Genomic DNA, 14,623 nt, shown 5'->3' with positions numbered 1-14,623 from the left:
TGGTCGTCCACGAGGACGAGGCCTACTGTCAGCCGTGTCTGTCTCCCGTGTGGGACACGTCGCTCGCATCGCACGCGCTGCTCGAGACGGGCGACCCGCTTGCGCAAGCAGCGGTGCAGCGCGCTTTGCAATGGCTGCGTCCGTTGCAGATCCTCGACGTTCGTGGCGACTGGATCTCACGCCGACCGCATGTGCGGCCGGGGGGCTGGGCGTTTCAGTACGCGAACCCGCATTATCCGGACGTCGACGATACCGCGGTTGTCGTGATGGCGATGGACAGACTGGCGAGCCTTCAAGGTGCCGACGTCTATCGCGAGTCAATCGCGCGAGCGCGCGAATGGGTCGTCGGAATGCAGAGCAGTGATGGCGGCTGGGGCGCATTCGAGCCGGAAAACACTCAGTACTATCTCAACAATATTCCCTTTTCCGATCACGGCGCACTACTTGATCCACCGACGGCCGACGTGTCCGCTCGCTGTCTGTCGATGCTCGCGCAGATCGGCGAAACACCGGTCACGAGCGACGCGGCGCGCCGTGCGTTCACCTATCTACTCAAGGAGCAGGAGAATGACGGAAGCTGGTACGGCCGCTGGGGTATGAATTACATCTATGGCACGTGGAGTGCATTGTGTGCTCTGAACGCGGCTGGCCTTTCTCACACTGACACCCGGATGAGGCGCGCCGTCCAATGGCTCGAGTCGATCCAGAATGAGGATGGCGGTTGGGGGGAAGACGGCACGAGCTACAAGCTCGACTATCGGGGCTATGAACGCGCACCGAGCGTTGCGTCACAGACTGCCTGGGCGTTGCTCGGGCTGATGGCGGCGGGAGAGGTGAACGGGGAAGCGGTCGCGCGCGGAATTGATTATCTTCTCGCACAGCAGCAAGAGGATGGCCTGTGGGACGAGGCACCTTTCACCGGAACCGGTTTTCCCCGCGTGTTTTATCTGCGCTACCACGGCTACCGCAAATTCTTTCCGCTGTGGGCTCTTGCACGATACCGCAATCTGAAGCGCGCGAGGGCAATACGGGTGACAGTTGGGATGTAACGGCGTGGATTCCGCCTCAACTGTTGAGGTGCCTTGTCTCGCTGCTCGGCATCCGCATGGTTGTCGTCGAGAGAGCCGGGTCAGTGCCGACCCGGCTCCCGCATCGCCCGCGTCATCGTCATAACGTGGGCCGCAGTGCCGTCAATGCTTCAGGCAAGTGTCGGCGTTCTTCCACGTGCAGACGTCGAGTCCGGTGTGGATGACCGGCGGCACCGTCTTCCCTTCCGCGAGATCACGCATGACCATTGCGGCACGGTAGCCCATTTCCTCGGGCCGCTGGCCGACGAGCACATTCACCTTGCGGTCCTTGAGCGCCTGCAGTTCGGGCCCGAGCGTATCCGCCGAGACGATCACGAACTTGCCGTTCTTGATCTTGTCCATGATCGGCGCGACGACCTGCGAAAAGGCCTGCGGCGCAAAGAGCGGCCAGCCGCCCGCCAGCAGAAAGGCGTCGAGACCGGTAGGGTTGGCGGTCAGCGTATCCTGCATCATCTGGTTCGCCTTGGCGGTGTCGTCGTTCGAGTAGAGCGGGCAGCCACTGATCTCATGCCAGCCGTTCTCGCCTGCGAGCTTCGTGACGCCTTTCTTCCCGGACAGCACGTCGCGCGCGCCCTGGGCCCGCTGGTTGATGTTCTCCGCCGCCGGATTGCCCATCACGAGGCAGACATTGCCGCCCTTCGGCATCAGCATCTTCAACTGCTCGCCGAGCTTGGCGCCCAGCTCGTAGTTGTCGGTGCCGACGTAGCTCTTGCGCAGCGAGGCATCCTTCGGCAGCAGATCGGCATCCGCGGTGATGATCGGGACCGATCCGCCGCGGCGGCGCAACACCTCGCCCACGGCCGGCGCGTTCGCGGGCGAGATCGCCATGCTTGCGACGCCTTTGGTAAACAGGTCGTCGATGATCTGCACTTGCGCGCTCTCGTCCGCGGCGGTCGCGGGGCCGGTGTAGTAGCAGTTGTAGCCCTGTTTGTTGAGTTCCTTGTTGGCCCGTTCGCATCCTTGATGCATGAGGTCGAAGTACGGGTTGTCGAGACCCTTCACCACCAGCGCGAGGGTCTTATCGGCCGCGAATCCCGGAGACGCCAGCAAGCGGTGATTGAGCAAGGACCACACCACCATAAAGTGTCGGCCTGCCGAACCGCAGGGCAACTACTGCCCGCCTTCCGGCGTCATCTCGGCACGACAATACGCGTCCCGCGAGGCGCGGAGTACATCCCCGTGCTTCTGAACTGCGATGGGCTGATGCCGTAGGTCCGGCGGAATACCTTGGCGAAGTAATTCGGATCTTCGAAGCCGCAACGGTTTGCAATGACCTTGACACTGAGCGTGCCGCTCGTCAGCAGCCGCGCCGCACGACGCATACGTTCGAGCAAAACAAACTCAGCAGGCGACGTGCCTTCGCTGGCCGCGAATACACGTGTGAAATGCGCCCGGCTCAGCCCGGCGAGATCCGCGAGGCCTTGCACGTCAAGATCGCTCTCCAGGTTTTGCCGGATATGTTCGACGACACGCTCGGTCAGCCGGTGATTGGCGTCATGTCGCGCAGCCTCATGTGGTCCGAGCAGGTCGTCGTAGAGCGCCATGGTTGCCGCATAAGCGCACGCAGATGCCATCCCGGGCGCTTCCAGCGAGCTGTCGCCGAGGTCAAGCGTGCATTGCGCCAGACGTTCAATCGTCTCGGGCTTCAGTGAGAAAACCGGCCCGACGGCGGCAATGATTGCATTGTGCAGGCGTAGCGCTTCCTGTCCGGTCATGGCGATCCAGAAAAACTCCCAGTAACCGCCGTCCGGCACCCAGTAGCGATGCTGATGCGGGATAACCACGAGCATGGTCTCGCCCGGGCCGATCCGGTAGTGATGCCGTTCGTAGCTCAACTGCCCTTCGCCTGCGAGACAGTGCTGCAGCACGGAAAACGGCATGGAGCCGCGCGCGCGACCATCCCAGTCGTAAGGGCGGCCGGTGGCGATTTCGTAGCCAGTGCTCGTGGGCATGACGTGAAGGCGATCGCGCCGCTGCGGCAGGGAAATCGGCCGGCTGAATGGGCCACGATCGAATAATCTCTGGAGCACAAAATTACCCATAACCGCACAGTTTCCCTCTGGTCAGGCCCTTGGCGCTCGCTCAGAATGTCGTCACGCAAGAGGCAAACAACCTTACCATCTGCAAATCGGTAAGTGAATACCAGCAAGCTGCCGACAGATCAAGACCGCCACTCGGGCGGACGCGTTTCGACATTAGCCGAGGAGAGCACATTGACGGCCCCCTTCAAGATTGCGATCATCGGTGCGGGAAGCGTCGGATTTACCCGTACCCTGGTTAGAGATTTGCTGAGCGTCCCGGCGCTGCGGGACATCGAAATCGCGTTGACTGATTTCAACGAGCACAATCTCTCGATGATCCGGCAGATTCTCGACCGTCTCGTCGAGGTCAACCGCTTCGCGACGCGCATTACCGCGACAACCGAGCGGCGCGAGGCGCTCGAGGGCGCGCGGTATGTGATCAACTGCGTGCGCCTCGGCGGACTCGAGGCATTCGCGGACGACATCCGCATTCCGCTGCGCTATGGAGTGGACCAGTGCGTGGGCGACACGATCTGCGCGGGTGGAATCATGTATGGACAGCGGTCGGTCAACGCCATCCTCGACTTTTGTGCCGACATCCGCGCCGTGGCCGAGCCGGGGGCAAAGCTGCTGAATTATGCGAACCCAATGGCGATGAACACCTGGGCGGCGATCGATCACGGCGGCGTGGACACGATCGGCCTGTGCCACGGCGTTCAGCATGGCTGGCGCCAGATCGCCGAGGTGCTTGGCGCGGAAAATCCCCACGACGTCGAATACGTGTGTTCAGGGATCAACCACCAGACCTGGTATGTCGATGTGCGCTACAAAGGCCGCCGCGTCACGAAGGAGGAATTGATCGAAGGTTTTGAGCGCCACCCGGCATACTCGCAACAGGAGAAGGTGCGCATCGACGTCCTCAAGCGTTTCGGCGTTTATTCGACCGAGAGCAACGGGCACCTGTCCGAGTATTTGCCCTGGTACCGCAAGCGTCCCGAGGACATCGCCCGCTGGATTGACATGTCGGAATGGATTCACGGCGAGACGGGAGGCTACCTTCGGGTGTGCATCGAAGGCCGCAGCTGGTTCGAAGAAGAGTTCCCGCGCTACCTGGACGAGGCTAGCCTGCCGTTGGACCCGGCACAGCGCAGCGACGAGCATGCAAGTCACATCATCGAGGCACTCGAGACGGGCAAGATCTATCGCGGCCACTTCAACGTCAAGAACAAGGGTCTCGTCACCAATCTGCCGCGCGACGCGATCGTCGAGACGACGGGCTTCGTCGATCGCTTCGGCTTGAACATGGCGGCCGGCATTACTTTGCCGGATGCTTGCGCGACCGTTTGCCAGGCTTCGATCAACGTGCAGCGCATGGCGGTCAAGGCGGCCGTGTCAGGTGACGTCGAACTGCTCAAGCTTGCGATGCTCAACGATCCATTGACCGGCGCGATTTGCACGCCCGATGAAGTCTGGCAGATGGCCGACGAAATGCTCGTCGCGCAGGCCCAGTGGTTGCCGCAGTACGCACATGCAATCGACGGTGCGAAGCAGCGCCTGGCGGCGGGTAAGGTCAAGACCCGCGACTGGCAGGGGGCGGCCAGCATGCCGGTGCGCTCGGTCGAGCAAATACGCGAGGCACGCGCAAAGCGAAAGGGAGGTACCGCGCCCGATCAGCAGGTGGTAGCGTAACGCCGCGCATACGAGGGGCTTGTTCTCTCGTGCATTCGAAGCCGTATCAAAACGAAAGGAGCAGCCGCGATCCTGCTCCGAACAAGACAACGACACGGAGACATTCAATGAAACTGTTGAGAATCGGGCTGCTGGTCGGCTCGCTGCTGGCTTCCTGCGCTGCGCTCACCGTCCGCGCCGAGACCGTGAACCTGAACTTCTGGGTCGCGTGGGATCCCCAGCAGGCCGACGCGATCGCCGCGACCAAACAGATTGCCTCGTTCGAACAGTCTCATCCGAATATCAAGATCAACGTCCAGAACATCGCATTCGACGCGCTGCACGACAAGTTGATCACGTCGATTGCTGGGGGAGATGCCCCGGACCTCAGCTGGGGGCTGATCGAGTGGCTAGGCGAACTCAACCGGATGAATGCGCTGGTCGACCTTACGCCGTACGCGGCTCGCTGGCCGGACCGCGCCCAGATCTACCCGAACGCCCTGAAAGACGTGACGATCGACGGCAAGCTCATGGCGTTGCCGCACTACCTCGGAATCCGGGCCCTGCTGTATCACGAGGACATGTTGAAAAAGGCCGGCATCGAGGCGCCGCCGAAGACGTGGGACGAACTGGTGAGCGATAGCGAGAAGATCCGCAAGGCGACCGGAAAATACGGTTTCGGCATTGCGGGTACGGGTGTTCGTTCGCCACAGGAATTGCTGATGTACCTCGCCCAAAGTAATGCCCTGCTGGCAAGGCGCATGAGCGACGGCAAATACCGGAACACGTGGGGCGATGATCCGAAAGAACTCGCGAACGCTACCAAGGTCTTCGCGTTCTACAAGGAGCTGCTCGACAAGCAGGTCATCGCGCCGGAAGCGAGTAGTTGGGGTTATGAGGAAGAGGACACGAACAGCGCGCTAGGCCAATACGCGATGGTCATCGATGGCGCATGGATGAAGAGCCGCGCCGAGCAGAATCCCGACAAGATGAAGGATGTGAAGATCACCGCGCCGCCGTACAGCCAGAAGCCGGCTACTTTTCTCGAGATCAATCCGTTCTATGTCTTCAAGGGTAAGCATCAGCAGGAGGCTTGGGAGTTCGCTTCCTTTATGCTGAGCAAGGATTATCAAAGCGCGGTGCACCAGGAACGCTCGCCCCGCGAGGACGTGATCAGCCCGACGAAATGGGGCCGCGACTTCATGGTGCTTGCACCGACGGGCGTCGGTTTTCCGCCCGTCGCGCTGGGTTCGATCACCCGCGCGATGGAGGAATCGATCGGCCTCGTCCTGCTCAAGAAGGAAGATCCACAGGCGGTGGCGCAATGGCTCGGCAAGGCGATCAACAAGGCGCTGCGTCAGTCGGGTGAGCTGAGCAGCGTTTGAGCGGCATCACCTCACGCGGGGGAAAGCAATGCAACGAATGCCCGGAGAGTCGATGAGGCGCGAGGTACTGGATGTCGTCGCGCCCATGCGCAACGAAGTCCGGCCAGTCCGGAGAACGCCGAGCCGCGTTGCGCAGATGCGCCGGGTAGCGTGGTATTTCGTCACGCCTGCCGCATTGTTTTTCCTGATTCTCATCGCGTATCCGCTGCTCAATGTGCTGTGGCGCAGCTTCCAGTTTTCCAATCTGACCAATCCATCGGTGACCGGCTTCGCGGGCCTGGAGAACTATCGCACGATCTTCGACGACGATCAGTTCGGCCCCGCGTTGCGCAATTCGCTTTTGTGGACCGGGCTTTCGGTCGCCGGTGAATACGCGCTGGGTCTTGCCTCGGCCGTCGCGCTCACGCAGCCGGTTCGGGGCAGAGCGCTCTTTAGAGGGGCGATCATCATACCGTGGGTTATTCCGATCGTCGTTGCCGGCCTCAACTGGACATGGATGCTGACGCCCGACTATGGTGTGATTAATCTCTGGCTCGTCAAGGCTGGCATTCTCGATCATGCGCGCCTGTGGCTAGGCGACATGAGCACCGCGCTGTTTACCGTCACGTTTGTCAATGTCTGGCGCAGCTTTCCGTTCTATACGATCAGCCTGCTCGCTGCCTTGCAGGCCGTTCCGGCCGAACTTCACGAAGCCGCCGCGATTGACGGCGCAGGATCGGTGCGGCGCTTTTTCGTGATCACGCTGCCGCACCTGAAGACGGTGTCGCTTACGCTGATCTTCATCCATGTGATATGGACTGCGATCAATTTCGATTTCATCTGGGTGATGACGGGCGGCGGCCCGCTGAATGCGTCGGTCACATTACCCATCATGATCTACCGCTACGCGATGCAAGACTACGACATCGGCGCGGCTTGCGCGCTCGCGAGCATGTCGATGGCGTTCATGGCGAGTGTTTTTTTTGTCTACTACTACGGCGTATTGCGGCGCGCGAAGGGAGCGGGACAATGATTATCGGCAGGAAGCAGCGGGTGATCAATACAACGCTTACGTACCTGACGCTTGGCGTGTTCTCAATTTTCTGCCTGTTCCCATTTCTCTGGATGCTTGATACGGCGTTCAAGCCGTTGGAGGAGGTGCGCAGCCTGGCGCCGAGCCTCTTGATCATAAATCCGACGCTCGACAATTTTCGCCATGTTCTAGTGCAGAGCCAATTCGTCGCGTATTTCCGCAATAGCGCTATCGTGGCTGCTTTCTCGACGCTCGTCACACTGCTTGTCTCGACATTCTCCAGTTATGCGCTAAGTCGCTGGCCGACCTTTCTTGCTTCACGTTCGGTGGGGGCGGCGCTGCTCGTTTCGCAGATGATTCCGGGGGTGCTGCTGCTCGTGCCCATCTACATGTTGATGCGGAAACTGGATCTGCTGAGCACGTATTCGGGGCTGGTCATCGTTTATTGCACGTTCATGATTCCGCTCGCGACGTTCATGCTCAAAGGGTTCTTCGATGCCGTGCCGCGCGAGATCGAGGAGGCGTCCGAGATCGACGGGTGCGGCCGCCTCGGTTTCATCTGGCGCGTGCTATTGCCATTGTCCCTGCCCGGCATCGTGGCAACCGCCGCGTTCGCGTTCGTGGCAGCCTGGAATGAATTCATGTTCGGCTATGTGCTGATCAACGACGACGCGCGCCGTACGCTGACGCCGGGGATCATGATATTCAAGGGCTCGCACGTGACCGACTGGGGCAGCCTGATGGCCGCCTCGGTGCTCGCGGTGGTACCGGTGGCGCTGTGCTTTGTCTACATTCAGCGCTTCCTCGTCAGTGGATTATCGGCGGGCGCCGTCAAAGGCTGACGTTTGGCCGCGGGCCGGGATGGAAGGCGGACGGTAAGCAGTCAATCATTCGAACTGCAATTCAAGGGGGACGCATGGCACGGGTTCAGTTGCGCAACATAAGAAAAGCGTTCGATAGTCACGAAATCATTGGAAACCTGAATCTCGAGATTGCGGACGGCGAATTCGTGGTGTTCGTCGGGCCAAGCGGTTGCGGGAAATCAACGCTCATGCGCATGATCGCCGGCCTCGAGGATATTGACGGCGGCGATCTGACTATCGACGGAGTGCGCATGAACGAGTTGCCGCCGGCCAAGCGAGGTATCGCGATGGTGTTCCAGTCGTACGCGCTCTATCCGCACATGACGCTCTACGACAACATGGCGTTCGGTCTGAAGCTCGCGGGTACGAAGAAGCCTGAGATCGACGCGGCCGTGAAGAGCGCCGCGAAGATCCTGCATATCGATCATTTGCTCGAGCGCAAGCCCAGGCAGCTCTCGGGCGGCCAGCGCCAGCGCGTCGCGATCGGCCGCGCGATCACGAGAAAGCCCACGGTGTTCCTGTTCGACGAGCCGCTTTCGAATCTCGATGCGGCGCTGCGCGTGAAGATGCGGCTCGAGTTCGCGCGGCTGCATGACGAGCTTAAGGCCACCATGATCTATGTGACGCACGATCAGGTCGAAGCGATGACGCTGGCCGACAGGATCGTCGTGCTGTCGGCGGGCAAACTGGAACAGGTGGGCTCCCCGAACCAGCTCTATCATGCGCCAGCGAACCGCTTCGTGGCGGGGTTCATCGGTTCGCCGAAGATGAACTTTCTCGAAGGGGTGGTGCAGTCGGTGTCGCGCGATGGGGTGGTGGTGTCCTACGGGACCGGCGAGAGGCAGTGCGTGGCTGTAGAGCCGAGGGGGGTGCGGGAGGGGGAGCGCGTGACCGTGGGTATTCGGCCGGAGCATCTTCACGTGGAGGTTGAAGAGTACGGCGTGTCTGCACGCACGATGACGGTCGAATCGTTGGGCGACGCAGCGTACCTTTACGCGGAGTCGGAGGTTGCTCCGGAGGGGCTGATTGCCCGAATTGCTCCGTTCGAACGGCATGCAAAGGGCGAGATGCAGAAGCTAGGTGCGGCGCCGGAACACTGCCATCTGTTCGACTGCGAGGGTAATGCGTTCGAGCGTAAGAGCATGGAGGTGCTCGCGGCGTAAATCGCGCAGCGCATGCATTACACGCCGGCTGCCGTAGCTCGCGCCGCTGGCGGCAAATGCTGCCTTGACGTGGGTCTGCTCCTGCAGGCTCCTTGAGCTCGGCCTGGCACTCCGGTGCGCGTAGTAGTCAGAATGCTGCAGGCAACGAGGCGAACGATTTGATCGATGAAGCAGAACCTGAATCCGGCTGTGGCGAAGGTGCTCAAGCGCCTGCACTATCCGCTTGATGTAATTCTTCTCGTTGTTCGCATGAGTAGTCCTCATCATATCGATGTCTGTTTGACCCGCCTTCCTTATTGCGACAAATCCATAAACTGGCCCGTCTCACCCTCCAGCCCGCGCGCTTTCCACATTAGAGAGAGCCGGGCCAGCGCCGACCCGGCTCCCGCATCGCCCGCGTCGTCGTCATAACGTGGGCCGCAGTGCCTTCAATGCTTCAGGCAAGTGTCGGCGTTCTTCCACGTGCAGACGTCGAGTCCGGTGTGGATGACCGGAGGCACCGTCTTCCCTTCCGCGAGATCACGCATGACCATTGCGGCACGGTAGCCCATTTCCTCCGGCCGCTGGCCGACCAGCACATTCACCTTGCGGTCCTTGAGCGCCTGCAGTTCGGGCCCGAGCGTATCCGCCGAGACGATCACGAACTTGCCGTTCTTGATCTTGTCCATGATCGGCGCGACGACCTGCGAAAAGGCCTGCGGCGCAAAGAGCGGCCAGCCGCCCGCCAGCAGAAAGGCGTCGAGACCGGTAGGGTTGGCGGTCAGCGTATCCTGCATCATCTGGTTCGCCTTGGCGGCGTCGTCGTTCGAGTAGAGCGGGCAGCCACTGATCTCATGCCAGCCGTTCTCGCCTGCGAGCTTCGTGACGCCTTTCTTCCCGGACAGCACGTCGCGCGCGCCCTGGGCCCGCTGGTTGATGTTCTCGGCCGCCGGATTGCCCATCACGAGGCAGACATTGCCGCCCTTCGGCATCAGCATCTTCAACTGCTCGCCGAGCTTGGCGCCCAGCTCGTAGTTGTCGGTGCCGACGTAGCTCTTGCGCAGCGAGGCATCCTTCGGCAGCAGATCGGCATCCGCGGTGATGATCGGGACCGATCCGCCGCGGCGGCGCAACACCTCGCCCACGGCCGGCGCGTTCGCGGGCGAGATCGCCATGCTCGCGACGCCTTTGGTAAACAGGTCGTCGATGATCTGCACTTGCGCGCTCTCGTCCGCGGCGGTCGCGGGGCCGGTGTAGTAGCAGTTGTAGCCTTGTTTGTTGAGTTCCTTGTTGGCCCGTTCGCATCCTTGATGCATGAGGTCGAAGTACGGGTTGTCGAGACCCTTTACCACCAGCGCGAGGGTCTTATCGGCCGCGAATCCCGGAGACGCCAGCATCGCGAGTCCTCCGGCCACGGCAAGACGCATCCACAGTTTCTTCATTGTTTCCTCCTGTTCGGCGCCGGCTCTGCGGTGCCCATGTCTGCCCACACAGTTTTCACACCGATCCCGCGGCAGGCCCAAAATCGGGTTTCGGCCTTTGAGCGGAACCTTGCGGTTTTGCGAACCGGTGCGTCCGGCAGTTCCGCGACTAATCCGGCAGCTTCGCGGCACCTGTCGCGAAGCTGCCGGTGCATCCGAAGACATTTCAATCGCCTTGCCGCTCGCCGCCGAGCCGGTTAAAGAGCACCGCGACGATGATGAATGTGCCGACGACGGTCCCCTGCCAGAATGCGTCGACGCCGAGCAGGATCAGGCTGTTGCGGATCACTTCGATGAGCGCCGCGCCGACGACCGTTCCGAAGGCGCTGCCGACCCCGCCCGCCAGATTGGTCCCGCCGACCACGGTGGCAGCGATCACGCGCAGTTCGTCACCGGTGCCGAGGCCTGTCGTCACCGCGCCTAGCCAGCCGACTTCGAGAATCGCCGCGACGCCCGCCATGAGGCCGCACAGCACATAAACGGAGCAGACGATGCCGCGCACCGGCACGCCGGTGAGATTCGCCGCATGACGGTTGCCGCCGATCGCGAAGACGTAGCGCCCCCAGCGCGTCCAGCCGAACGCGAACCAGAACAGCAGCCCGAGCAGGATCAGGAACCACACCGGATTGGCGACACCGAGTGTCGAGCCGCCGCCGAGCGCGAGGAGCTTGCTGCCGTCGGGGCCGAAATCGAAAATGGTCCGGCTGCGGGAAATCACGAGCGCGAGGCTGCGGCCGACGCTCAGCATGGCGAGCGTCACGACGAAAGGCTGCATGCCGAGATACGCGATGAGCACGCCGTTGACGAGGCCGACGAGCCCGGCGGTCAGCAGCCCCATGCCGATGCCGGCCCAGATCGGGTAGCCCGCGTTCATGACGACCGAGAGCACGATTCCGCTGATGCCGATCGTCGAGCCGACCGAAATATCGATGCCGCCTGTGACGATCACCGCCATCATGCCGAGCGCGACGATGGCGACGAAGGCGAAGTTTCGCGTGACGTTGAAAAGATTCTCGGAGGTCGCGAAGGTCGAGGTCGCAAAAGACAGGGCGATGCAGGCGACGATCGTTGCCAGCACGACCCAGAACACCTGGCTCGCAAGCAGCCCCGACCAGCGGGTATGCGTCCTCGCGGACTGCGGATCATCGAGCAATGTCGGCATTGAAGGGGGCCTTCGCGGCGCGTCGTTCAAGGTTGGGTCTCCCGTGCGAGGCAGGTTCAGGCGGCGGCGATGGCGCCGGTGATGAGACCGGTCACTTCTTCCGGGGAGGACTCTTCGGTCTTCTTGTCCGCGACCTTGCGCCCGCGCCGCATCACGACCACGCGGTGGGCGACGGCGAATACGTCCGGCATGCGGTGGCTGATGAGGATGACCGCGATACCGTGCTCGGACAGGCGTTTGATGAGATCGAGCACCTCGGCGACCTGGCGCACGCTGATCGCGGCGGTCGGCTCGTCCATCAGGACCAGTCGCGCTTCCGAGAGGCGCGTGCGAGCGATGGCCACGGCCTGCCGCTGTCCCCCCGACATTTGCCTGACGAGGTCGCGCGGGCGCGTCTCGGACTTCAGTGCCTTGAACAGTTCACCGGCGCGCCGGTACATGGTCGCGTGATCGAGCACGCGGATCGGCCCGAAACCGATCCGCAGTTCGCGGCCAAGGAAGACATTGGCGGCTGCCGTCAGGTTGTCGCAAAGCGCGAGATCCTGATAGACGACCTCGATGCCGCGCGCGCGGGCGTCGACCGGCTTGCTGAAATGCACGGGCTTTCCATCGATGAGAATCTCGCCGTGCGAAGGCGGAAAGTTGCCGGCGACGACCTTCACCAAGGTCGATTTTCCGGCCCCGTTATCGCCCATGAGCCCGACCACCTGGCCTGGCTCCAGACTGAGCGTCACGTCGATCAGGGCCTGAATGGCGCCGAAATGTCTGGAAACGCCTCTGAGCTCAAGAAGACTCATGGACTGTCGCGCTCGCTGGGATGGAAGCGCCCATTGCATTGGCCGGGCGGCCAGTAGACATGCAAAGTAAGTAGATGTTTTTTAGTGCACGATGGAGCTTTTAGCAAGGCTCGATAGCCACCTGGCGCACGGCGGTTGGCGCCGGCATGAACGCATCGTGCCATATGGACCCGATCCTGCCCGCCATCGATCATCCTGAAACCGCCAGCGCAGACCAGCCTGAAGTCAGTCGAAATTCGCGCAGCACCTGGAGCAGCCGGTTGCCGACCATCAGACGACGCTCGAATATCTCGTAGCGTTCGTCGGGCGGCAACGAAAGCGGCTGCTGGAAGCTCCTGACGTCGCCGCCGCCGCAGAAGTGATCGCCTTCGCCGCGCAGCAAAATGCATTTGACGCTGGCGTTGCGATCCGCCGCGCGCACGAGCTGGATCAGCTCGCTGATGAGATCGGGGCTGAGCGCGTTGCGGGTCTCGGGACGGTTGAGCGTGTTGGTGGCGATGCGGCGGGCCACGTCATAGGTTACCTGGTTAGCAATGACGAAGATCCGTTCAGGGAGGACCGGTATCGGGGCGCGGAGAACCATGGCTTGCGGCCTTCGCGAAAGGCTGCAATGCCCTTCCTTGAGTTCACTGTTCTGCAGTAGCGTGAGGCCCTCGCACGCGAGCGAATTGTCGAGCACCGAAACAATCATCTGACGCGGCGGGATACGCAGCCCTTATCCTGTTGCTATCGTCCGCCTGATTCGCCTTGCCGCGACAGAATCAAAAAGGATGGCTGAATTAGAGGGTGTGATCTAATGCGACGTTGTCTGCATGGCAAAAGCCCCCTGATATTTTGGTGCTGAATGCCCCAATAAGAAGAATTGCGGGCATTGCGGATATCGTCGTTGAAGCGTGGCGGCGAATTGCCGAAAGTCAAAGGTTCAGGTTTACGCGGCCAACATCTTCGCACCGGCTGCCGCGCGTCGACGCTAATCATTTGATGTACAAGGCAATCTTCACCGGTTGGGGCGCAATGCTGCATTGCCTCTCATGGCCTGACCGACGCACGGAATGGAAACCAGCGCGCAAGCACCAGTGTGGCGCATCGGCGTAGAACGGCCTGATTAAAAAATAGTTTGCTGCCATCAAACAAATTTTGACGCCGATTTTTTTACTGTATCTTTTAATACAACTATGAAACGTTATGACAAGAAAAACGCTGCCCCACTAGTGCTGGGCAGCAAGATTAGAGCGCTGCGCAAGCGACTCCAGTGTACTTTGGATGAAACTGCAACGGCGGCCGGAATCTCGAAGCCGTTTCTTTCCCAAGTCGAGCGAGGACTCGCGACACCGTCCCTTTCGTCATTGGCCGGTATTGCACAAGCGCTTGGAGTAACGATGCAGTACTTCGTCGAAACGCCGACCGAAGCGAAATCCGTGCGGCGCACAGACGAAAGGCAGTACTTCAGCTTTGCCGACTCGGCGAATCAGTTTGCTCGCCTCACAAACGCTGCGGTCGGCAGGCAGCTGGACGCAATTCTCGTCAGAATGCCTGCTGGTCAGCCGCCGTCGGAAGTGACGACACACGCTGGAGAGGAGTTTCTCTATGTGCTCAGCGGTCAGATATCGCTGAACCTGGAGGGCAATACGTTTGTGCTTGATCCAGGCGACAGCGCGCACTTCGAGTCGACGGTCCCGCACGGCTGGGCCAATGCGACTAACGAAGAAACCGTGATTGTCTGGGTAGGTACGCCGAGATTGTTTTAAGTATTGGTAGTTTCGCTGCGTTCGCGGCGAAGCTTCGTTTTATACGTTTTTCAGTCCTAAGTGTATGAATTTGCGTTGAATGAGGAGTGATCCATCGAGTCCGTTCGAACGATGGTTAGGGGATCGTTTTGCCTGAGATTTTTAGTCACCACAATAAATGCATTTTGGTTTCCTATTTGATATTCACCGAAATGGATGAAGAGGTGAATCTGGTTGTGCGCATAGTCGGTGGTACGCGGGGGTGACGCAGTAACGA

At 61.0% G+C, this 14,623-nt stretch carries 13 protein-coding genes and 1 pseudogene; 8 read left to right on the top strand and 6 right to left on the bottom strand.

Going from position 1 to position 14,623, the window contains the following annotated elements:
• The coding region (gene shc / locus L0U81_RS32235; protein ID WP_233810005.1) for a squalene--hopene cyclase at positions 1-1,049 on the top strand (1,049 nt) is incomplete at its 5' end.
• 141 nt (positions 1,050-1,190) lie between these two features.
• On the opposite strand, the gene L0U81_RS32230 is transcribed toward shc, so the two are convergent.
• Entirely contained in the window at positions 1,191-2,168 is a 978-nt protein-coding gene (locus L0U81_RS32230) for a sugar-binding protein (protein WP_233810003.1), read from the bottom strand.
• A gap of 50 nt (positions 2,169-2,218) precedes the next feature.
• Positions 2,219-3,130, bottom strand: coding sequence for an AraC family transcriptional regulator (locus L0U81_RS32225; RefSeq protein ID WP_233810001.1), 912 nt, complete (start codon positions 3,128-3,130; stop codon positions 2,219-2,221).
• Positions 3,131-3,301: 171 nt separating this feature from the next.
• Here L0U81_RS32225 and L0U81_RS32220 point away from each other — a divergent pair, with 171 nt between their 5' ends.
• From L0U81_RS32220 to L0U81_RS32195, 6 genes and pseudogenes are all read left to right on the top strand, one after another.
• Positions 3,302-4,798 carry an alpha-glucosidase/alpha-galactosidase gene (locus tag L0U81_RS32220; protein WP_233809999.1) on the top strand — a complete coding sequence of 499 codons (1,497 nt, stop codon included), beginning with the start codon at positions 3,302-3,304 and terminating at the stop codon, positions 4,796-4,798.
• 107 nt (positions 4,799-4,905) lie between these two features.
• On the top strand, positions 4,906-6,162 hold the full coding sequence (locus tag L0U81_RS32215) for an ABC transporter substrate-binding protein (protein WP_233809997.1): 1,257 nt from the start codon (positions 4,906-4,908) through the stop codon (positions 6,160-6,162).
• An 85-nt stretch (positions 6,163-6,247) separates the two neighbouring features.
• Complete coding sequence (locus L0U81_RS32210; protein WP_233809995.1) at positions 6,248-7,174, top strand: carbohydrate ABC transporter permease; 927 nt, start codon at positions 6,248-6,250, stop codon at positions 7,172-7,174.
• Positions 7,078-8,016: a carbohydrate ABC transporter permease gene (locus tag L0U81_RS32205; protein ID WP_233809993.1), complete on the top strand. Its 939-nt coding sequence runs from the start codon at positions 7,078-7,080 to the stop codon at positions 8,014-8,016. The genes L0U81_RS32210 and L0U81_RS32205 overlap by 97 nt, the downstream gene beginning before the upstream one ends.
• A 74-nt stretch (positions 8,017-8,090) precedes the next feature.
• Positions 8,091-9,200, top strand: a complete 1,110-nt coding sequence (locus tag L0U81_RS32200; RefSeq protein ID WP_233809991.1) for an ABC transporter ATP-binding protein — start codon at positions 8,091-8,093, stop codon at positions 9,198-9,200.
• 165 nt (positions 9,201-9,365) lie between these two features.
• Positions 9,366-9,449: pseudogene (locus L0U81_RS32195) on the top strand (IS6 family transposase); the annotation flags it as partial.
• 179 nt (positions 9,450-9,628) lie between these two features.
• Here the strand turns inward: L0U81_RS32195 and L0U81_RS32190 are convergent.
• The 4 genes from L0U81_RS32190 to L0U81_RS32175 form a co-directional block, all read right to left on the bottom strand.
• Positions 9,629-10,621, bottom strand: a complete 993-nt coding sequence (locus L0U81_RS32190; protein ID WP_233809989.1) for a sugar-binding protein — start codon at positions 10,619-10,621, stop codon at positions 9,629-9,631.
• 205 nt (positions 10,622-10,826) lie between these two features.
• Positions 10,827-11,822: an ABC transporter permease gene (locus L0U81_RS32185; protein ID WP_233809987.1), complete on the bottom strand. Its 996-nt coding sequence runs from the start codon at positions 11,820-11,822 to the stop codon at positions 10,827-10,829.
• A 56-nt stretch (positions 11,823-11,878) separates the two neighbouring features.
• Entirely contained in the window at positions 11,879-12,619 is a 741-nt protein-coding gene (locus L0U81_RS32180) for an ATP-binding cassette domain-containing protein (protein ID WP_233809985.1), read from the bottom strand.
• 190 nt (positions 12,620-12,809) lie between these two features.
• Positions 12,810-13,310: an enoyl-CoA hydratase/isomerase family protein gene (locus tag L0U81_RS32175; RefSeq protein WP_233809983.1), complete on the bottom strand. Its 501-nt coding sequence runs from the start codon at positions 13,308-13,310 to the stop codon at positions 12,810-12,812.
• Between the two features lie 484 nt (positions 13,311-13,794).
• On the opposite strand from L0U81_RS32175, the gene L0U81_RS32170 reads away from it, so the two are divergent.
• A complete protein-coding gene (locus tag L0U81_RS32170; RefSeq protein ID WP_233809981.1) occupies positions 13,795-14,367 on the top strand; it encodes a helix-turn-helix domain-containing protein in 573 nt (190 codons plus the stop codon).
• The last annotated feature ends 256 nt before the right edge of the window (positions 14,368-14,623 follow it).

The sequence above is a fragment of the Paraburkholderia sp. HP33-1 genome (assembly GCF_021390595.1).
In the GTDB taxonomy this organism is placed as follows: domain Bacteria; phylum Pseudomonadota; class Gammaproteobacteria; order Burkholderiales; family Burkholderiaceae; genus Paraburkholderia.
This window is presented reverse-complemented; position numbering and strand designations above follow the sequence as displayed.

Coding starts and splice junctions, on each gene's coding strand:
- L0U81_RS32230 (WP_233810003.1), bottom strand. CDS start 2,168: ATGGTGGTGTGGTCCTTGCTCAATCACCGCTTGCTGGCGTCTCCGGGA.
- L0U81_RS32225 (WP_233810001.1), bottom strand. CDS start 3,130: ATGGGTAATTTTGTGCTCCAGAGATTATTCGATCGTGGCCCATTCAGC.
- L0U81_RS32215 (WP_233809997.1), top strand. CDS start 4,906: ATGAAACTGTTGAGAATCGGGCTGCTGGTCGGCTCGCTGCTGGCTTCC.
- L0U81_RS32210 (WP_233809995.1), top strand. CDS start 6,248: ATGCGCAACGAAGTCCGGCCAGTCCGGAGAACGCCGAGCCGCGTTGCG.
- L0U81_RS32200 (WP_233809991.1), top strand. CDS start 8,091: ATGGCACGGGTTCAGTTGCGCAACATAAGAAAAGCGTTCGATAGTCAC.
- L0U81_RS32190 (WP_233809989.1), bottom strand. CDS start 10,621: ATGAAGAAACTGTGGATGCGTCTTGCCGTGGCCGGAGGACTCGCGATG.
- L0U81_RS32185 (WP_233809987.1), bottom strand. CDS start 11,822: ATGCCGACATTGCTCGATGATCCGCAGTCCGCGAGGACGCATACCCGC.
- L0U81_RS32180 (WP_233809985.1), bottom strand. CDS start 12,619: ATGAGTCTTCTTGAGCTCAGAGGCGTTTCCAGACATTTCGGCGCCATT.
- L0U81_RS32175 (WP_233809983.1), bottom strand. CDS start 13,310: ATGATTGTTTCGGTGCTCGACAATTCGCTCGCGTGCGAGGGCCTCACG.
- L0U81_RS32170 (WP_233809981.1), top strand. CDS start 13,795: ATGAAACGTTATGACAAGAAAAACGCTGCCCCACTAGTGCTGGGCAGC.